Annotated in this window: 15 protein-coding genes and 1 pseudogene; 4 read left to right on the top strand and 12 right to left on the bottom strand. The window is 52.2% G+C overall.

Going from position 1 to position 18,620, the window contains the following annotated elements; genetic code table 11:
- The first annotated feature begins 135 nt into the window (after positions 1-135).
- Positions 136-849 (top strand): hypothetical protein, encoded by a 714-nt coding sequence (locus P8H26_RS14055; protein WP_289633759.1) that lies wholly within the window; start codon positions 136-138, stop codon positions 847-849.
- A 23-nt stretch (positions 850-872) separates the two neighbouring features.
- Here P8H26_RS14055 and P8H26_RS14060 read toward each other — a convergent pair whose 3' ends face one another.
- The 5 genes and pseudogenes from P8H26_RS14060 to proC form a co-directional block, all read right to left on the bottom strand.
- The gene (locus P8H26_RS14060) at positions 873-2,339 is read right to left on the bottom strand and encodes an FAD/NAD(P)-binding protein (RefSeq protein ID WP_289633760.1); all 1,467 of its coding nucleotides are present in this window, start codon (positions 2,337-2,339) and stop codon (positions 873-875) included.
- A gap of 182 nt (positions 2,340-2,521) precedes the next feature.
- Positions 2,522-3,232, bottom strand: a pseudogene (locus tag P8H26_RS14065) (polysaccharide deacetylase family protein).
- 5 nt (positions 3,233-3,237) lie between these two features.
- The gene (locus tag P8H26_RS14070) at positions 3,238-3,972 is read right to left on the bottom strand and encodes a glycosyltransferase family 25 protein (RefSeq protein ID WP_289633761.1); all 735 of its coding nucleotides are present in this window, start codon (positions 3,970-3,972) and stop codon (positions 3,238-3,240) included.
- Positions 3,973-4,128: 156 nt separating this feature from the next.
- The gene (locus P8H26_RS14075) at positions 4,129-4,476 is read right to left on the bottom strand and encodes a hypothetical protein (RefSeq protein ID WP_289633762.1); all 348 of its coding nucleotides are present in this window, start codon (positions 4,474-4,476) and stop codon (positions 4,129-4,131) included.
- A gap of 358 nt (positions 4,477-4,834) precedes the next feature.
- Positions 4,835-5,647 carry a pyrroline-5-carboxylate reductase gene (proC, locus tag P8H26_RS14080; protein WP_289633763.1) on the bottom strand — a complete coding sequence of 271 codons (813 nt, stop codon included), beginning with the start codon at positions 5,645-5,647 and terminating at the stop codon, positions 4,835-4,837.
- A gap of 496 nt (positions 5,648-6,143) precedes the next feature.
- Here proC and P8H26_RS14085 point away from each other — a divergent pair, with 496 nt between their 5' ends.
- A complete protein-coding gene (locus P8H26_RS14085) occupies positions 6,144-6,797 on the top strand; it encodes a hypothetical protein (protein WP_289633764.1) in 654 nt (217 codons plus the stop codon).
- 141 nt (positions 6,798-6,938) lie between these two features.
- Positions 6,939-7,856 (top strand): bifunctional methylenetetrahydrofolate dehydrogenase/methenyltetrahydrofolate cyclohydrolase FolD, encoded by a 918-nt coding sequence (gene folD / locus P8H26_RS14090; protein ID WP_289633765.1) that lies wholly within the window; start codon positions 6,939-6,941, stop codon positions 7,854-7,856.
- An 89-nt stretch (positions 7,857-7,945) separates the two neighbouring features.
- Here folD and edd read toward each other — a convergent pair whose 3' ends face one another.
- The 3 genes from edd to zwf all read right to left on the bottom strand — a co-directional run bounded on the left by edd (position 7,946) and on the right by zwf (position 12,338).
- The gene (gene edd, locus P8H26_RS14095) at positions 7,946-9,760 is read right to left on the bottom strand and encodes a phosphogluconate dehydratase (protein ID WP_289633766.1); all 1,815 of its coding nucleotides are present in this window, start codon (positions 9,758-9,760) and stop codon (positions 7,946-7,948) included.
- A 205-nt stretch (positions 9,761-9,965) separates the two neighbouring features.
- Positions 9,966-10,691, bottom strand: a complete 726-nt coding sequence (pgl, locus tag P8H26_RS14100; RefSeq protein WP_289633767.1) for a 6-phosphogluconolactonase — start codon at positions 10,689-10,691, stop codon at positions 9,966-9,968.
- A gap of 171 nt (positions 10,692-10,862) precedes the next feature.
- The gene (gene zwf / locus P8H26_RS14105; RefSeq protein ID WP_289633768.1) at positions 10,863-12,338 is read right to left on the bottom strand and encodes a glucose-6-phosphate dehydrogenase; all 1,476 of its coding nucleotides are present in this window, start codon (positions 12,336-12,338) and stop codon (positions 10,863-10,865) included.
- Positions 12,339-12,636: 298 nt separating this feature from the next.
- Between zwf and P8H26_RS14110 the strand changes: the two genes are divergently transcribed.
- Positions 12,637-13,386, top strand: a complete 750-nt coding sequence (locus P8H26_RS14110; protein WP_289633769.1) for a glucose 1-dehydrogenase — start codon at positions 12,637-12,639, stop codon at positions 13,384-13,386.
- Between the two features lie 11 nt (positions 13,387-13,397).
- Here the strand turns inward: P8H26_RS14110 and P8H26_RS14115 are convergent, their stop codons facing one another.
- The 4 genes from P8H26_RS14115 to aceA form a co-directional block, all read right to left on the bottom strand.
- On the bottom strand, positions 13,398-14,696 hold the full coding sequence (locus tag P8H26_RS14115; RefSeq protein WP_289633770.1) for an FAD-binding oxidoreductase: 1,299 nt from the start codon (positions 14,694-14,696) through the stop codon (positions 13,398-13,400).
- A 111-nt stretch (positions 14,697-14,807) separates the two neighbouring features.
- Complete coding sequence (locus tag P8H26_RS14120; protein WP_289633771.1) at positions 14,808-16,241, bottom strand: glutamine synthetase family protein; 1,434 nt, start codon at positions 16,239-16,241, stop codon at positions 14,808-14,810.
- 525 nt (positions 16,242-16,766) lie between these two features.
- On the bottom strand, positions 16,767-17,000 hold the full coding sequence (locus P8H26_RS14125) for a hypothetical protein (RefSeq protein WP_289633772.1): 234 nt from the start codon (positions 16,998-17,000) through the stop codon (positions 16,767-16,769).
- Positions 17,001-17,149: 149 nt separating this feature from the next.
- Entirely contained in the window at positions 17,150-18,439 is a 1,290-nt protein-coding gene (gene aceA, locus P8H26_RS14130) for an isocitrate lyase (RefSeq protein ID WP_289633774.1), read from the bottom strand.
- Positions 18,440-18,620: the final 181 nt, after the last annotated feature.

Raw genomic sequence — 18,620 nt, forward strand, 5'->3', positions numbered from 1 at the left:
GGTTGAAAAGCAGCCGGACACTCAACTTATTAGGAACAGTTTGTTGCAAATAGATTTTCTTATGCCTAAAAAGCGGTCTGAAAGATTGTATCTGATTTGGCATATGTGCCGGAAAATCAATGAGCGGGGGCGGCAGTGAAAAACAATAATACGGAAAAACCTTGTATGGTTGCCGGAAGCCGCGTCGGCCGGCCGGCGCGTATTTCCTATGAGGAAATTGCCCGCATTGCGCTCAAAATCGGTCTGGAAGATGTGACGATGATCGCGGTCGGTCAGGCGCTGGGCGTCGATCACTCTTCGCTGTACCGCTATGTCAAAGGTCGCAAGGAGCTGCTTCTTGCCGCCGCTGATCTGGCAATCACTGAGCTGGACTGGCGCGGAAACCCTTCGAATTGGCGTGAATTTGCACAAACGGTTGCAAATTCTTCATGGGAGCTGTTCGACCGGTATCCGGGGCTGGCTGATGCTATGCGCGAGCTTGAGGTGTCACCACCATCCGGTATCCGTGCTTTTGGCGAAATTGCCAATCAGTTTGTCGAATATGGTTTTTCTGCCGATGAGGCTGTGGTGCTGCTCGACAGTATGTTTGACATGACGATGGACTGCTTTACTGGTTGGCGCAGAGTTTATAATCAGGACCGTATCGGTGGTCACGGTATTGAAAAGGTTGTCGCGTCATGGGAGGCGGAAGCTATCCGTAATCCGGATACAGCTCGGCCGATCTTGATCATGAGCCGTATGATGACGGATCATCCCAAAGAATTGTGGAGTAAAAAGCTGTTTCTGATGCTTGAAGGAGCACAGGCAATTTTTGAAAAGCGCCAGCAGATGTATGAAGCTGCTGAATAATACAATTCAGGCGGGCGTTGATTTCATATTGCCTGCCTGATGACCTGAGCAAGGGCTTGCGTGTAGCGTGTCACTTCCGGTGCGCCCATTAACTCACCAAAGGTGCCGCGCGCCAGTGGTCCGGCAATGAACAGGTCGTCCGTAATGCGGCCTGTTTTATCAATGGCACGCATGGTTTTGTTGGTGTCTTCATCTCTGCATGTATGTAAACCAAGCCCTGTCGGATCCATTTCGATCAGACCGGCTTCATGAAGCATGGCAAGCGGCGGACACTGGCTGATAATATCGCCGTGCGCGGGGCCGGTTGTAACGATGACAGCATCAAAATGGTGACGGATAATCTCTGACTGCCCGCGCAGACGAATGCCGATATTGAAGCCGTCACCATCATCTGCAACAGCTGCATCCGTAATATGCGCAGCAAGAAACGTCAGTGTGCCGTCACGGCTGCACTCTTCAAGAATCATGTCAGTCTGGGTCGCAAGGCGGAAGCGATGTGCATCCCAATAGGTGCGCAAATGCCGGACAAGGCGCTTGCGCTCGGCAAGCGGCAATGCAAGCCAGATTTCGTCACCCTGATCGCGCAGGGTATCAATCACCGACTGCCACGGCACCGATTGCTGCGCCGCTTCACGGATCGTCTTGCGGATTTTGTGTAAAAGCTGTGTCGCGGATTTTTCCGGCGGGCTGAGAAAATCACCGAAAAACCTCTGAGGTCTAGGCTCACCTGCTTTGAGTCGGAGATTGAGGCGTGAGCGCAACCCGTGGCGCGACAAAGCCGTGATTTTACCGCTGTGACCATGTTGGGACAGTCCGGCAATCATGTCCGCTGAGGTTAAACCCGCGCCGATAATAAGCACGGAACACTCTGTACCTTTTGCCTTAAGTAACTGCTCTATAGCGTTTTTCTGATAGGGATTAGCGATCATCCCGCTCATGTCTTGTGTGGTGTTTTGTGTTAAAGGGCGTAGCGGAGCGGGCAGTGCCGGCAAAGGATGAGAAGCGGCGATCACCAGAAAATCCGTAGTGATGGTCTCATTGGTATCGGTGGTAATTTCATAGCCGCCGGAAGTGTCTTGTCTGGCGCCTGTCGCGCTGGCGCGCAAGTGCTGTACTTGCCCGCTTGCCAGCAGCGGAGCAATCTGATCCGCCATATAGGAGCCGAATGTACTACGCCGTGCATAGATCTGGCCGTTTTGCGTCACAGCTTCCGGATCGTGGATCAGGCTGTGTTTTTCTTCCAGCCAGCGAGCAAAATGCGGCTTGTCCTCATAAAACAGGCTCATCCGGTCGGAGAGCACATTGAGGCGAAAAGCGTCTTCATCCGTGGAATAGGCAAGACCTGCCCCAAGCGAGGGGCGGGGTTCTATAACGGTGATGCTGAGTTCTGCGGGGATGGTAATCGCTGCGAGGTGATAGGCGAGAGATGCACCTGAAAAACCACCTCCGATGATGGTAACAGATTTTTTCGGCTGGCTGTTATCTCGCATGGCGTTCGTGCTGGCAGAAGGTAATGCAGGCAAAACTGTACCCCGTTTCAGAAGAGATGCTCTAACCGGAAAATTGTTACAGCTTGATTTCGTTTTATAGTAACGGAATCCGCCTTTGCCAATTCTGTGATAAAGTAATTTTCTCTGAAACAGTTTCGAAGTGAGGCACTCTGATCAGATAATCAGAGGCCAAACAGTTTTTTCAGGAAGAGCAATCCGCCATCGGTGCGACGGATATAGCGTCGCGGCAACCCGAACGGATCATCCGTTGCTCTGGCGTGGCCGCGTTTTGTTGTGGTTGCATGGATGTAACCGGCTTGTCTGGCAATATCTCTCATGGCCTGATTTTAACCGCCATAGGGATAGCAAAAATTCGTGACCTCAGCGCCGAGTATCTCTTCAAGCGCTTTTTTGGAACCGGCAATCTGGCGTTCCGCTTCCTTCATTTCTGCGCCCGGCAAATAGATGTGATCCAGTGTGTGCGCGCCGACTTCATGGCCATGTGCTGCCCAGTCCCGCAACTGTTCTGTTGTCATGCAAGGAATTTCGACCGCGCCTTTAGGCATGTCCCATTCATTGCGTCCGCCGATTTGGTTGGCGACAAAGTAATTGGTCGCGGTAAAGCCCAGTTCATTCAGTACCGGCATGGCATGCTGATAGACATTGAGAAAGCCGTCATCAAAAGTGATGACGGCGACCTTACCCTGTTTTCTGCCTTCGAGATAAGGACGGGCATCCTGCATAGATAGCCCCTGATAGCCCAACCGCTTCAGCCATTTCATCTGCGAGCGAAACCGATCCGGATGAACATGCAGACTGCGAAACGGCTTGTCACGCGTCGGCGGCACATCAATGGAATGGTAAAGCAGGATCGGAACGGCAGAAGGTTTCATAAGGATTATCCGGATTTACGGGAATAGATTTTGACACTATGCCGGTAAAGTGGCCGCATCAGTTCTCGGTGCAGTTTATGCGCCAGAGAGCGGGGTTGTTTCAAGGTGCTGCCGCCCAAATTGGCAGATATTTCCTGCACACCACCCGGAACAACCGAAAGTGGTTTGAGTTCGGTCACCCAGCTCATCTGGGCAAAAGTATCAACCGGTCGGTCAAATTGTTCTGTTGCTTTCAACAAGGCCTGCGCGGCATTCCGTGTGATCAGCTGAGCAACCATGCCCAGTCCGACCGGCACCGGACGAATAACTTTTGTCGTACCACTCTCCAGCACCACAGCGCCGGTTTCACGGTCGGAGCGGAATGGCAGGCGCACAAGGCCACCTTGAGCGGCAACTGAAACAGCCGCTGAAAAGGCCGCAGGAAAATCTTCTGTCAGCGCAACATCATCTTCAAGCACAAGAGCAGCATCTAAATTCTGATCAACAATTGCCTGCCATGTTTTGCGGTGAGACAAGAAACAGGCCACTTCATTGCGGCTTAAGCGGAACGGGTAATAAGGTTTGTGCAGGCGTGGTTGGTAGGCTTGCGTAACATCTGCGTCACGGAGCTGTTTTGCATCAATCGCAGTTATAATCTCTGCGGGAACAGGCAGTTGCGACACAAGCTCGGACACCTGCGCTCTGCGCTCTGTGGCGCGCTCAAGATGGATGATGAATGCTTTAATGTGCTGTTGTTGCATGGGTGCGCCTTTACCAGAGCCGTCGGAGGTTCGGGATTATCGCAGCATTGTGGCTGGATAAGCGCCGGATACAGGCAGTCTATACAGCAACTTAAAGTAAAAGCGGAATAAAAATATAAAAGGCAGGCCGTTTCACCTGCCTTTTAGTGGTCAGGTTTAATTATAGGCAGGATTGGTTGCCTGTTGCCGGCTGTGGTTCTTTAAGACTTGTCGCAATAGTCCTGCTGCATCCGCGTAGGTGGCCGGAAAGTCTGCCGGTTGATATTGCATGAGCTGCGGAATAGCGGCTTTAAGGGATTGCAGTACATGCTGCGGCAACTGGTCGGAACATTGTGTCAGGCGGCGAAAAATAACGCTGATACGCACTGATTTTCCGAAAACCGCAACCTGCGGTTCCTCACTTCTCATATTCCAGTCTTCATAGGCGTGGAGGGCTTCATGAAAGCCGTTCAGTAAATAGATTGATGCATGTCCGTTGTGTAGCGGCGGCAGTAAACTTGACATTTCTGTCTCCTCTGTCGGGCTGCTTACTGCTTGCTTGTCCTTGCGTGGCATCGCAGTAATTTTAAAAAATACTGCCTGTTTTCATCCCTGTATGGGCGGCACAGGCCTGATGGTCTGAAAATATTATCGCCTGATTATGTGACAGCTCTATAATGTCCGGCGATTTTCGCCGGAACTTTTGTGCGTTGATACGATCATTGAAAAGGATCGCTGACAGCAGAGTAACGAAAAATCAGCGCGGGTAAATCCCGATATTGTTGTACTTTCGGATAGTACTGTAAAATAGAAAAATCTTTTAAAATATAGAAATGGAGAGGACTGCGCATCCTCTCCATTGTTCCTGTTGCGGTAATATGTTTCAGGCTTTTCCCAGTTCCTCAGAGCGGGAGCGGGCGGCTTCAACGGCCTCAGTCATCAGATTTTGCAACCGGTTATTTCCCATCAGAACCTCCAGAGCTGCTGCCGTAGTGCCGTTAGGGCTCGTTACATTAATGCGCAATTGCGAAGGGGTGTCCGTGCTTGTCTTGGCAAGCGCGCCAGCGCCGTAAACTGTCTGCATGGCAAGCATTGCTGCAATATCCTGCGGCAGGCCAGCCATTACGCCTGCCTGTGTGAGGCATTCAATGAAGTGGAAAATATAGGCCGGGCCGGAGCCGGATACGGCGGTTACAGCATCCATCAGCTTTTCATCGTCGATATGCGCAACTTTACCGCTGGTCTCCAGCAGTTCTTCGGTAAAGCGCTTGTCGTCCGGCGCGACATTGCTGTTGGCGAAAGTTACCATCATGCCTTTGCCAATCGCTGCCGGTGTGTTGGGCATGCAGCGGATGATGGCGGTCTGTTCGCCTAAGATTGTCTCAAACAGCGAAACCGGTGTTCCGGCGGCAACGCTCACAAAAGTGGCTGCGGGTGCATAAGATTGATAGGCAGGCAGAATATCCTGAATGACCTGTGGTTTGACGGCAATGATAATCAGGCGCGGCGAGCCGGTAATACCTGTGCTGTCTGCCAGTGCTTTAACGCCGAGTTCTGCGGCACGCTCGCGCAAACCATCTGCCGGTTCGACAACGGTGACATCAGATGCCTGCAATTTTCCGGACGAGAGCCAGCCTTGCAGCATGGCAAAGCCCATATTGCCGCAACCAACCAGAATAACGCTATTTTTCGTCATAAATTGCCTCTCGGTGATCTTTTGCAGTGATTTGTCTCATGCATAGAACATTCGGACGGAGATGGAAATATTTGGTGGTGATTATGGCAAAGCGCGTAATGCGTAACGGAATTTTCAGGTCTTGCTGCCGGACTTTGCCACTATCATCGCAGAAATATGAAATTTATTTCTCAGAAAGGTTGCCAGAGTGATTAAGGTTTTGTTAACCATAAGGGAGAGTGATTTGCACCGGCTTCGCCGCGCTGCAAAAGCGTAACGGGTAAACGTGATTTACATAGTGAAATGCGTTGCTTCTGGCGTGTTGCTTATCTGCGAACAGTTTTGAAGAGTTTGAATGGTCAGCTTCGGATTTATTCCGGTTGATCAAATCCTGATGAGTCCCGCAATACGGAGATGAACGGGGCTTTTTGGATGTGAGATACTGCCGGAAACCTCTGTGTTTTCGGATATATTATGAATTGCTGTGTGTATTAATTTTAAACAACGGGGCGGCGTTATGGAACGTGATCATAAATTTTCCGGCACATTACCGCTTTTAGCCTATGCACCTCAGGACTTTGGCCTGAATGCCCAGCGTTCCCGCGCTTATCGTGCACGCGCTGCAATGGGGCGCACCGGTGTCCAGCCGCTGCGCAGTCATGCGCAGGCTCCGTCTATGCTTGAAAAGACGCAGATTGTTGCGCTCGAGCCGGAGCAAACATCCTCTCTGTTTAAAAAAATATGGCTGCGTCTCACCGGCATTTTAAAGGCGAGACGAAATGCGGATGTGGCAGCTGAAACCTCTTTACATTTGCCTGTTGCTTCTGAAAAAGCGCCGCGTTCGGTTGCTGCAGATGTCGAGCGTAATGTTGCCCGCGTTTTGAACCGCAAGGCGCATGAGGAGCAGTTCGTGACAGAGCGCCCTTTGCAGGCAACGCTGGATGAAGCACTGCCGAAGCCGGCAGCAGAAGAAAATGCTGTTGAAGACAGTCGCCAGCCTGTTTCAAAAACCTATGCAGCGATGCGCAAAAATGCAGCCGCCGCTGTAGCAGAAGATCAGTCCATACCGCAGGCGCCGGATCTCGCTCATGCTTTGGCTGAAATCCGGCAGGCTCTGCGTGAGCATGAAAAACTGGCCAATGCCCGACAGAATGAAAATTCTACACGCTGATGCCGTTATTCAGATAGCGGGACTGTTTTTTGATTGTCATCATCACGCAGGCAGATTATGCGAAGGCAGGATGTAAGCGCGGCTTTGTACTCCCGCAAATTTCGGCTCTTGCATTATTTTTTGGTCTGACGGAGTTGTGAGATGACGACTGAGGCGAATGGCGCAAAAGTAATCGACGGTAAATTACTGGCGGAAGATGTAGTGGCAGCAGTTAAAAGCGCAACTACAGATCTGCTGACAGCAACCGGTGTGAAGCCCGGGATTGCCGTGGTTATCGTCGGGGAAGATCCGGCAAGTCAGGTTTATGTCGCCTCCAAAGGCCGTAAAGCGCGTGAATGCGGTTTCCATTCCGTACAGCATACATTGACCGAAGATACATCCGAGGCAGATTTGCTGGATGTGATTGACAGTCTCAACAATGATCCGGCTATTCACGGTATTCTGGTGCAGTTACCGCTGCCAAAACATATTGATGAAGGCCGCGTCATTCAGACCATTGCGCCGGACAAAGATGTGGACGGTTTCCATTATATCAATGTCGGCAAGCTCGGCACCGGCGCTATTGATAGCGCTTTTGTGCCATGCACACCGGCTGGCAGCATGATCATGATTGAGCGCCAGCTAGGCCGCGACTTGTCGGGTCTGACGGCGGTGGTGATCGGCCGCTCCAATATTGTCGGCAAGCCGATGGCGAGTTTGTTGCTTGCAGCCAATGCCACTGTGACCGTTGCCCATAGCCGCACCAAAGACCTGCCGGCGCTGGCACGTACCGCTGATATTCTGGTGGCAGCTGTAGGCCGACCGCAAATGGTGAAGGGTGACTGGATCAAGCCGGGTGCCACAGTGATTGATGTGGGGATTAACCGCATTGATGCACCGGAAAAGGGGATCGGTAAAACCCGCCTCGTTGGTGATGTGGATTATGCGGAGGCTGCAAAGGTGGCCGGTGCCATTACGCCGGTTCCGGGTGGTGTAGGGCCGATGACCATTGCCATGCTGATGGCGAATACACTGGTTGCTGCATGCCGTGCTGCCGGTGTAAAGGCACCGAAATTCTAATATTGTGCGAAAGCACCAAAGTTCTGATTTTAGTCCTTAGATAAGAAGAACGGCGCGGTCATTGTGATCGCGCCGTTTTTTGTTGTCTTTTAAAATACCGATGCGCCCTGATCTGCATGACCTGCAATATGCCGGAATGCGGCGAACAGTTCCCGCCCCATGCCAAAGTGATTGCGGGTGAGATCAGGTGTTTCAATGTTGCGGGATTGCAATTCGCTATCACTCAACAGAACCGACAAGGTGCCTTGCGGGGCATCAAGACGGATGATGTCGCCTTCCTGAATTTTCGCAATCATACCGTTGTCGAGTGCTTCCGGTGTGACGTGAATGGCCGAAGGCACTTTGCCGGAGGCACCGGACAGACGTCCGTCAGTCACAAGTGCAACTTTCTGCCCGCGATCCTGAAGAATGCCGAGCACAGTCATCAGCTTGTGCAATTCCGGCATGCCGTTGGCTTTTGGCCCCTGATAACGCACAACAGCAATAAAATCGCCTTCCAGCTTACCTGCCTTGAATGCATCCTGCAATTCGGCCTGATCGTGAAAAATCTTTGCCGGAGCCTCAATCACATGGCGATCCGCTTTCACGGCGGAGACTTTAATAATCGCGCTGCCGATATTGCCGCTCAGTACTTTAATGCCACCATCCGGCTGGAAAGGCGCATTAGCCTTGGCCAGCACTTTTGCATCGGCGCTCACTTCAGGGGCAGGGTTGCGGGTGACATTACCGTCTTTATCCATAGCAGGCTCAATGGTGTAATCGCGCAAAGTGTCGCCCCAGACGGTACGCACATCTTCATGCAGCAGACCGGCATCCAGCAACTCGCGGATCAGATAACCCATGCCGCCAGCCGCGTGGAAATGGTTCACATCGGCAAGCCCGTTCGGATAGACGCGGGCAAGTAACGGTACTGCTGCTGAAATGTCAGAGATATCCTGCCAGGTCAGTTTGATGCCAGCGGCTGCGGCCATAGCGATCAGATGGATGGTGTGGTTGGTGGAGCCGCCGGTGGCATTAAGGCCGACAATGCCATTGACGAAAGAGCGCTCATCCAGCATCGCGCCGACCGGCGTGTAATCATTGCCGCAGGCGGTGATTTGCAAAGCGCGCTTGGCGGCTTCGCGGGTCATGGCATCGCGCAAAGGTGTGTTCGGATTGATAAAGGATGAGCCCGGAATATGCAGCCCCATAATTTCCATCAGCATCTGATTGGAATTGGCCGTACCATAAAAGGTGCACGTGCCGGGGCCGTGATAGGAGCTGGATTCTGATTGTAGCAATTCGGCACGATCAACTTTGCCTTCCGCATAGAGCTGACGGATACGGGCTTTTTCATCATTTGGCAGGCCGGAGGTCATCGGTCCCGCCGGAATGAAAATCGCAGGCAGATGGCCGAAGGTCAGAGCGCCGATCACCAGGCCCGGCACGATCTTATCGCACACGCCAAGATAGACGGCAGCGTCAAACATATCATGGGACAGGCCGACGGCAGTGGCCATGGCAATAACATCGCGGGAGAACAGCGACAGCTCCATGCCCGCAAAACCCTGCGTTACGCCGTCACACATGGCAGGCACGCCGCCTGCAACCTGCGCAACGCCGCCTGCCTCGCGCGCGGCCTGTTTGATCAGGTTCGGAAAGGTTTCAAAAGGCTGATGGGCGGAGAGCATGTCATTATAGGCAGTGATAATACCGACATTGAGGAGCTGGTCTCCGGCCAAAGCTGCTTTGTCAGAAGAATTGCAGGCCGCAAAACCGTGAGCAAGATTGGCGCAGCCAAGCGCAGTGCGCACCGGCTTGCGCGTTGCGGCTTCACCGATCCGCCCCAGATAGGCCTCACGGGTCGGGCGTGAGCGCTCGATAATCCGGTTGGTTATGGCCTGAAGGGTATGGTTCACGGTCATGTTAGTCTCTCCCGTACCGGCTCGGAACCGGCACACTGCATGGTTATTTAAACCGATTTAATACACGGAATATAAGTATAGCGAAAGAGAGAGAAAAGCCGGATGCGTCTATAAAGCGCACAAAAAATAGCGAGGGATAAAAACGCCGCTCTGCCGTGATTTCACTTCATAAAAAAGATCAGGGCAGAGCTTCAATAACGTGCGTTTATGGTGCCCAGTAGAGTTGCACCGGCTGTTTTGCATGGGCAAAAACCGCACGCACAGGCATCAGATTAATATCTTTCTCGCTGAAGTCGCTGGCCAATGCTTCTTCGAGAACGGCCAGTTTCTTTTGTCCTTCAATATGCAGGATCAAGAGATCGGCCTTGGCAATAAGCGGCAAGGTCAGGGTCAGCCGCGGTTCGCCTGCACCCTCAGCCTGCATGGGCAGAACAACAGCCTGTGTTTTCGGATCAATTGCCTGATCCAGCCGGCTGCCGCCGCGAAAAAAGGAAGCCGTATGGCCGTCATTGCCCATACCGAGCACAACCACGTCGAAAGGTTTTGGCAAAGCATCAATACGGTTTGCAGCGGTGACCGCGGCAACGCTGGCTGTTTGCGCAGGGCCGTAAAGGCTCACAAAGGTGGCGGCTGCCGCTTTGTTTTGCAATAAATTTTCGCGTACCAGCTTTTCGTTGGAGCGCTCGTTGTCAGGCGCCACAAAACGCTCGTCAACAAGGGTAATCGTTACCTGCTTCCATGACACGTCCTGCATGGAAAGCGCTTCGAACAATTTTACCGGCGTTGTGCCGCCGGATACGGCGAGCACAGCCTGTCCTTTGGCCGCAACGGCTTTATTCAGTTGATCCGCGATTGTTCCGGCTAATTGCAGTGCCAGAGCGGACGGCTCTGCAAAATCATGCCTTTCAAGAGTGGTTATGTCATTCTCCATCAGTGTTCCTGCACCGGTTGTTTGTTAAATTACAACGCAGTGCAGTCATTTTGTATCTGTATACAGAATACCGTCTCAGATGGGTATTCATTCTGCGCCTTTGAGGGGCTGTTATAATGTCAGAGCTGTTATGCCTCCTGTCTCGCCAGAGACAAAGTGCATAAAGTCTCTTTACAGGCTATCATGCCATGTACGGCCGTCACGCTCGATCAGCGCGATGGAACCGGACGGACCCCATGTGCCTGATGTATAGCCCTGTACTTTTTGCTCATTGGCATCCCAGCCTTCGAGAATAGGGTCTATCCAGCGCCATGCGGCTTCGACCTCATCACGACGCATAAACAGGGTCTGATTGCCGCGCACCACATCCATGATCAGGCGCTCATAGGCATCCGGATTGCGCTCATCAAATGAATCCGCAAAGCTCATATCCAGCGGAATGTGGCGCAGGCGCATACCACCCGGACCCGGATCTTTGATCATGATCCATTGCTTTACGCCTTCATCCGGTTGCAAGCGAATAACCAGCTGATTGGCGATAATCTGACCGGCGCTGCTTTCAAAAATCGAATGCGGGATTGGTTTGAATGTCACCACGATTTCTGAAACGCGCTCGGCCAGTCTTTTACCGGTACGCAGATAAAACGGTACATTCGCCCAGCGCCAGTTGCCGATTTCAGCTTTCAGCGCCACAAAAGTTTCGGTGTTGCTGGTATTGCTTTCCAGATCATCCAGATAGGACTTAACAGGGCCACCAGCGGAGGCTCCGGCGCGGTACTGGCCGCGTACTGTATATTCCTGAGCATTCTCAACAGTAATCGGCACAAGCGAGCGCAGAACTTTCACTTTTTCATCATGCACAGCATCGGCCTGCAATGAGGCCGGTGGCTCCATAGCGACCAGACACAGTAACTGCAGGATGTGGTTTTGCACCATATCGCGCAGCGCACCAGCGGTGTCGTAATAGCCTGCACGGCCTTCAAGGCCGACAGCCTCTGCAACGGTAATCTGAACATGGTCAATATGCGCGGAGTTCCACAGCGGTTCATACAGAGCATTTGCAAAGCGCAGCGCCATCAGGTTCTGCACGGTTTCCTTGCCAAGATAATGGTCGATGCGGAAAATCTGGTCTTCGCGGAAGACGCTGCCGATCGTGTCATTGAGAATTTGAGCGGAAGCGAGATCGCGGCCGATCGGTTTTTCAACAACGATCCGCGTATGATCACTGATCAGATCATTGCTTTGCAGGCGTTGGGCAATATCGCCAAACAGGTTTGGGCTGACAGCCAGATAAAAAGCGCGGATATCTGCAGGTTTGGTTTTAATCAGCTTTTTGAGGGCAGGCCAGCCTTGATCGGACTTTGCATCAATCGCCACATAGGAAATGCGCTGCAAAAATTGCTCGATTTGCTCTTCGTCAATTTCGTCTTTTTTGACATGCTCATGAATAGCGTTGCGGGCAAAGGTTTTGTATTCCGCATCGCTCATTTCGCTGCGTGAGGCACCGATAATACGTGTTGGCTCGCTGAACTGTCCCGCGCGCTGGCGCTGGTAAAGGGCAGGGATCAGTTTGCGCTCGGCAAGGTCGCCCGAGCCGCCGAAAACGATGCAGTCAAAGGGCTCTACCGGAATTGTCTGGCTGGTCATGAACCTGTCTCTTTATTCGCTTTTGTCTGATACGCCGAAGCGCCTGTTCAGGATATGGAGAGAAAGTGTTGGGATTTGGCCGAAGATGGCAATAGTGATTTGCACTATAATCTAGCGAAATAGCAGCGTTGACAATAGTGGTTTTTTAAATCGATTTAATGGCGTTTATTTTACGGTCTTTCGTGTTCGGATAAACAGAAAACCGGTGCTTTCTCCTGCAAGATTCCCTTAGTCTTCGAAATGCTTTATGCATTGAGCTAACTGATTTGCATCGTAATGAAAGTTTCTGGAGAAAATTATGGCACGTTTAAAGGATAAGGTGGCAATTGTTACCGGCGCCGGTTCTGGTTTCGGAGAGGCAATCGCACGCCGTTTTGCGCAGGAAGGCGCAAAGGTAACGGTTGCCGATATTAACCCGAAACGTGCCAATGATATTGCCAGCTCCATCGGTAAAAATGCAGTGCCTCTGGCTGTGGATGTGTCGCGCAAGGATGATGTTGAGCGGCTGGTCGGTGTAACTTTACAGCAGTTCGGCCGGTTGGATATCATGGTCAATAATGCCGGCTTTGCCTATAAAAACATGGTGCTGACCGATGTTCCGGAAGACAGTTTTGACCTGATTACCGCGGTTAATATGAAGGCGCTGTATCTGTCCACGCTTGCGGTTGTGCCGGTTATGCGTAAACTTGGCGGCGGCACGATTATCAATACTGCCTCCATCGGTGCACAGCATCCGCGTAAAGGCCTCACATGGTATAATGCCTCTAAGGGCTGGGTGATGAGCGCCACCAAGTCTATGGCGCTGGAACTTGCTGACGACAAAATCCGCGTCAATGCGATCTGTCCGGTAGAGAGTGAAACCGAAACGCTGAAGCTGATTTTGGGTGATGACACGCCGGAAGCCCGCGAGGCGCTCAAAGCCTCTATCCCGCTTGGCCGTTTTTCAAAGCCGGACGATATTGCCAATGCCGCTCTGTGGCTGGCAAGCGACGAGGCAGCATTTGTGACCGGTACATCCGTGGATGTGGATGGTGGCTACAGCCTGTAAGCGGGGACCGGTTAAATCCGGTCCATCATCGCATACCAAGACAGTGCAAGGAAAAGCAGCGGCGCACGGAATGTGCGCCCGCCCGGAAAAGCGGGTACTTTGAGCGCTTCAAATTTGCGCAGACGTTCACGATTGCCAGTGGCCGTTTCAGCGTAAAGCTTACCCATAAAATTGGCGAGCATCACGCCGTGGCCGGAATAGCCGCCTGCGCTGATAACATTCGGCATAACTTCCCGCACAAAAGGCTGTCGTGGCATAGTGATGCCGACAGAACCGCCCCAGCCATGTGTAATCTCGATGTCTTTGAGTTGCGGATAGATTTCCGTGATCTGGCGGCGGATATGCGTGGCAATGTCACGCGGATTATCTGCCGTATAGGCTTCACGTCCGCCAAAGAGCAGGCGACCCTCTTTGCAGCGTCGGAAGTAGCGCACCACAAAGCGTGAATCATCGACCGATTCTCCACCCGGTAACACGCCGTAAGAGGCATCAAGGGGCACTGTTGCACCGATAAAAGAGCGGATTGGCATGACATGACAAGCGCTCACTGGCTCCAGATTACCGCCATGCGCATTCACCGCAATCAAAGCTTTTTCCGCATTGATAATGCCGCGCGCAGTTTTAACAATCACGCGGCCGTTGGAGGAGGTAATGCCGGTAGCTTTGCTGTTCTCATGGAGTTTGGCTCCGGCGCGGGCCGCTGTTTTTGCCAGTCCGATGAGAAGTTTCAAAGGATGAATATGACCTGTACCGCTGTCATAAGTGCCGCCGAAATAACGCTGTGAGCCGAGCTTTTCAGCAACCTCATCGCGTTCCATATAACGCAGATGCGGGTAGTTGAATCGTGTAGCCATAAGTTCACTATGCGCCTGATATTGCTTTTCATAGCGCTGTTTATGGGCGACGGAGATTTGTCCCTGCACATATTCCATATCGATATTGTGCTCTGTCGCAAAGCTCAGAAGGTGGTGCTTGGCCTCTTCGGCCAGATCGAACAGGGTTTTCGCCTGATCAAAACCATATTGTTTTTCAAGGTCTTCAGCCCAGGTTCTCTGGCCAGTATTCAGTTGTCCGCCATTGCGGCCTGAGGCGCCATCACCAAAGCGTGCTTCATCGAGGAGCACAACATCAACACCCTGAACAGCCAGATGATAGGCAGCAGACAGCCCCGTATAACCGCCGCCGATAATAACAACATCGGCCTGTCGTGAGCCGTCAAATTCGGGATATTGCGGCCGTTCACTGATGCTTGCCTCATACCATGACAGTCCGGGAGAAATCGGGCTCTGATAATGCTGTGACTGTTGCATTGGGTGCCTTGAGCTGGTGCTGTAAGTCGGAGAGCAGAAGAATGGTAGGAAGCATAGTCCGGCAAAAATTGCGCCGGCACATTGATCAAAAACAATGTGCCGGAGATGTTTTTATACGTTGAGCAGCAGATATTCCCGCTCCCACGGGCTGATCACTTCCATGAAGGTCTCAAATTCCGCCCGTTTGATCGCGGCATAGGTGGTGGCAAAACTCTCACCCAGCAGTGCTTTCAGCTCTGCGTCCTGCTCAAACAGATTGACAGCTTCAATCAGGCCGCGGGGTAGTTCAACCTCATTGCGGTTGACCGAAGTTGTCACCGGTGCGTCCGGCATGATTTTGTTTTTCAGGCCGATCAGTCCGCAGGCAAGGGATGCTGCCAGTGCCAGATAAGGATTGGCATCAGAGGAGGGGATGCGGTTTTCCACACGCCGTGCCTGCGGCTCAGAACGCGGAACGCGCAGAGCCGTGGTGCGGTTATCATAACCCCATTTAACATTGACCGGCGCAGATGCATCCGGCGTCAGGCGGCGATAGGAGTTCACATAAGGGGCAAACATCACCAGCGCATTCGGTACATGTTTCTGCATGCCGCCGATGAAATGATAGAAGGCTTCACTCTCGGTGCCATCTTCATTGCTGAAGATGTTTTTGCCGGTCTTTTTATCAACAATAGACTGGTGAATATGCATGGCTGAGCCCGGCTGCCCTTGAATAGGCTTGGCCATAAAGGTTGCATACATATCATGCTTGAGCGCGGCTTCACGGATGGTGCGCTTGAACATAAAGGCCTGGTCAGCCAGTTCAATCGGGTCGCCGTGGCGCAGGTTGATTTCCAACTGGCCAGCGCCTTCCTCATGGATCAGCGTGTCAATTTCCAGTCCCTGCGCTTCCGAAAAATGATAGATGTCATCGATCAATTCGTCGAATTCGTTGACACCGGCGATGGAGTAGCCCTGACCGCCGCCAATGGCGCGACCTGACCGGCCGACCGGCGGGGTGAGCGGATAATCCGGATCAGGGTTTTTACGTACCAGATAAAATTCGATTTCTGGTGCCACAACCGGTTTAAGGCCGAGTTTTGAATATTCTTCCACGACGCGTTTCAGCACATTGCGCGGTGTGAATTCAGCGACGCGTCCATCCTGATAGACCAGATCACACAGCACCTGCGCTGTCGGGTCGGACTCCCACGGGACAACGGTGAGGGTGGAGAGGTCGGCGACAAGGCGCAGATCGCCGTCATCTTCAGGATAGACAAAGCCGTGGCCGTCATCAGGATAATCACCGGAAATGGTGACCATGAAGACAGCAGACGGTAGTGCCAGAGTGGAGTTGGAGATGAATTTTTTGGATGGCATCATCTTGCCGCGGGCAACACCGGCCTGATCAGGCGTGATGCACTCAATATCTTCAATATCGCGCCATGCCAGCCATTCAGAAGCTTCTTTCCAGTTTTTGACGCCGCGCAGCGACTTGACATAGGCTGGTGTGCCGCGACGTACAGTTTTGCGCGGTTTTTTCTTCTCAGTAGGTGTGACAGGCATTGTTCACCGGATAGCTGTTTGCGATAGGGTCATCATAGTTTCTCATATGACCTTTAACAAACAGAGTAGCATTTGTGTGCGTAAGGGTAAGTCCTTTTGCCAAAAATATTTTCTGCGCGGGTTTGGCAGGGTGGTCTTGTTGAAATACGCAGGCTGCCTGAAACTGTCTTGTGTAGCCTTGATGACTATACGCAACGGTCAGTCATGACATCAGGACAGCCTGCGATTGTGCGGTTCCGAAAAAACTACCCTGAGAAAATGCGGGAAGGGTAATTGGGGGGACGGAGCCGAACTTCGGGATTTCAATTTCTGGTTACGATCACCGGTGTCAGCAGATCGCCCCACTGGCCTTCGCCATTCCCGCATTGCCGCAGGCATGCAATTAATGAGGCATGGTGGCGAAGGCAGTTGGTTTAGTTTCTGGTTACAATAACCGGTGTCAGCAGATCGCCCCACTGGCCTTCGCCATTCCCGCATTGCCGCAGGCATGCAATTAAAAAAGCATGGTGGCGAAGGCAAATTGGTTTAGTTTCTGGTTACAATAACCGGTGTCAGCAAATCGCCCCACTGGCCTTCGCCACCATGATGTCGGGCGGAACGCACCAGCTCTACGGATACGCCGGCTTCAACCGCTTTCATAACAGCGTGGTTGAGGCGGTGAAGATCGTTGGCCAGCATGCGAATTGCAGCCTTCTGGTCTTCTGTCATAGCCGAAGCTTGTTCTTCGGCCCGTTCTTTAACCTGTGGTTTGGTCATCATGGTCTTTGTCCTTGGGTTATATTGAGGTCGTGAGCTGAAGTTGCGTTTTGGGTGGCTATCCGTAACCGGCGGGTGAAGGAGAGAACCGGCTACGGATGGCTGCTATGCAGAGAGTGACTGGAGTCCGGCTCTGCTTTTCCGGTTTCTGCTTATTCAGCAGCAGGACGGAACTGGTCGTGTTCGGTCGATTCACTCATGGCCGTGGTTGAAGACTGGCCGCCGGTGATCGCCATTGAGACAGCATCGAAATAACCGGTGCCAACTTCGCGCTGGTGTTTAGTCGCGGTGTAACCGTTTGCTTCGGCTGCAAATTCGGCTTCCTGCAATTCAGAATAGGCAGCCATCTGACGGTCTTTATAGCCACGAGCCAGTTCGAACATGCCGAAATTGAGCTGATGGAAGCCGGCCAGCGTGATAAACTGGAATTTATAACCCATTGCACCCAGCTCACGCTGGAATTTAGCAATGGTTGCATCATCAAGGTGCTTCTTCCAGTTGAACGAAGGTGAGCAATTATAGGCCAGCAGCTTGCCCGGATGTGCCTTATGCACGCCTTCGGCAAATTTACGCGCCTGTTCCAGATCAGGCTTTGAAGTTTCGCACCAGATCAGATCGCAATGCGGTGCATAGGCCACAGCGCGGGCAATACATGGCTCAAGACCGTTCTTTACATGGTAGAAACCTTCAACGGTGCGACCTTTGTCATAGTCAACAAATGGCTGGTCGCGTTCATCGATATCCGAGGTCAGCAGTTTGGCGGCTTCCGCATCAGTGCGGGCAATAACCAGTGTCGGCGTGCCCATAATATCTGCGGCGAGACGTGCGGCATTCAGGTTGCGGATATGGGCTGCGGTCGGGATCAGAACCTTGCCGCCGAGATGGCCGCATTTCTTTTCCGAAGCCAGCTGGTCTTCAAAGTGAACACCGGCAGCGCCAGCTTCGATGAAGGCTTTCATGATTTCAAAAGCATTCAGCGGGCCGCCGAAACCTGCTTCCGCATCGGCAACAATTGGCGCAAACCATGTGTCTACGGACAAACCTTTGCCTTCTGCGGTTTCAATCTGATCGGCGCGCTGCAAAGTGCGGTTGATGCGCTTGGCAAGCTCCGGTGCGGCATTGGCCGGATAAAGTGACTGATCCGGATACATCGCGGAGGCTGTATTCGCATCAGCTGCTACCTGCCAGCCGGAGAGGTAAATGGCCTGCAATCCTGCGCGAACCATCTGCATTGCTTGATTGCCCGAAAGTGCGCCCAGTGCATTGATGAAATTTTCCTCATGAATGAGTTTCCACAGACGGTTGGCGCCCATTTCAGCTAAGCTATAGCGGATTTCAACAGAACCGCGCAGACGCTTTACATCTTCAGCGGTGTGCGAACGCTGCAAGCCGTCGAAGCGGCCTTTTGGTGCAGAGGGAACCAGATTGTAAAAATCAGTCATAATCAGATATCCTGTAAAATCGTGTCATCGGATTTTTTGTTGAAGTAACGTTTTGTCTATGACCAGATTTACAGATGTCGAATTTGAAGGCGAGAAAAATGCGATATTTCAGCAATATATTCGAGTTGTGATGTGTGTTTTTGACAAGAGTGCTTTGTAAATTTGTAAAAATTGTAAATTT

The organism is Pseudochrobactrum sp. sp1633 (assembly GCF_030376605.1).
Lineage (GTDB): Bacteria > Pseudomonadota > Alphaproteobacteria > Rhizobiales > Rhizobiaceae > Pseudochrobactrum.

Excerpts from the sequence above, each read along its gene's own strand:
- P8H26_RS14060 (WP_289633760.1), bottom strand. The coding sequence starts at position 2,339 with ATGCGAGATAACAGCCAGCCGAAAAAATCTGTTACCATCATCGGAGGT.
- P8H26_RS14070 (WP_289633761.1), bottom strand. The coding sequence starts at position 3,972 with ATGCAACAACAGCACATTAAAGCATTCATCATCCATCTTGAGCGCGCC.
- P8H26_RS14075 (WP_289633762.1), bottom strand. The coding sequence starts at position 4,476 with ATGTCAAGTTTACTGCCGCCGCTACACAACGGACATGCATCAATCTAT.
- proC (WP_289633763.1), bottom strand. The coding sequence starts at position 5,647 with ATGACGAAAAATAGCGTTATTCTGGTTGGTTGCGGCAATATGGGCTTT.
- P8H26_RS14085 (WP_289633764.1), top strand. The coding sequence starts at position 6,144 with ATGGAACGTGATCATAAATTTTCCGGCACATTACCGCTTTTAGCCTAT.
- folD (WP_289633765.1), top strand. The coding sequence starts at position 6,939 with ATGACGACTGAGGCGAATGGCGCAAAAGTAATCGACGGTAAATTACTG.
- edd (WP_289633766.1), bottom strand. The coding sequence starts at position 9,760 with ATGACCGTGAACCATACCCTTCAGGCCATAACCAACCGGATTATCGAG.
- pgl (WP_289633767.1), bottom strand. The coding sequence starts at position 10,691 with ATGGAGAATGACATAACCACTCTTGAAAGGCATGATTTTGCAGAGCCG.
- zwf (WP_289633768.1), bottom strand. The coding sequence starts at position 12,338 with ATGACCAGCCAGACAATTCCGGTAGAGCCCTTTGACTGCATCGTTTTC.
- P8H26_RS14110 (WP_289633769.1), top strand. The coding sequence starts at position 12,637 with ATGGCACGTTTAAAGGATAAGGTGGCAATTGTTACCGGCGCCGGTTCT.
- P8H26_RS14115 (WP_289633770.1), bottom strand. The coding sequence starts at position 14,696 with ATGCAACAGTCACAGCATTATCAGAGCCCGATTTCTCCCGGACTGTCA.
- P8H26_RS14120 (WP_289633771.1), bottom strand. The coding sequence starts at position 16,241 with ATGCCTGTCACACCTACTGAGAAGAAAAAACCGCGCAAAACTGTACGT.
- P8H26_RS14125 (WP_289633772.1), bottom strand. The coding sequence starts at position 17,000 with ATGATGACCAAACCACAGGTTAAAGAACGGGCCGAAGAACAAGCTTCG.
- aceA (WP_289633774.1), bottom strand. The coding sequence starts at position 18,439 with ATGACTGATTTTTACAATCTGGTTCCCTCTGCACCAAAAGGCCGCTTC.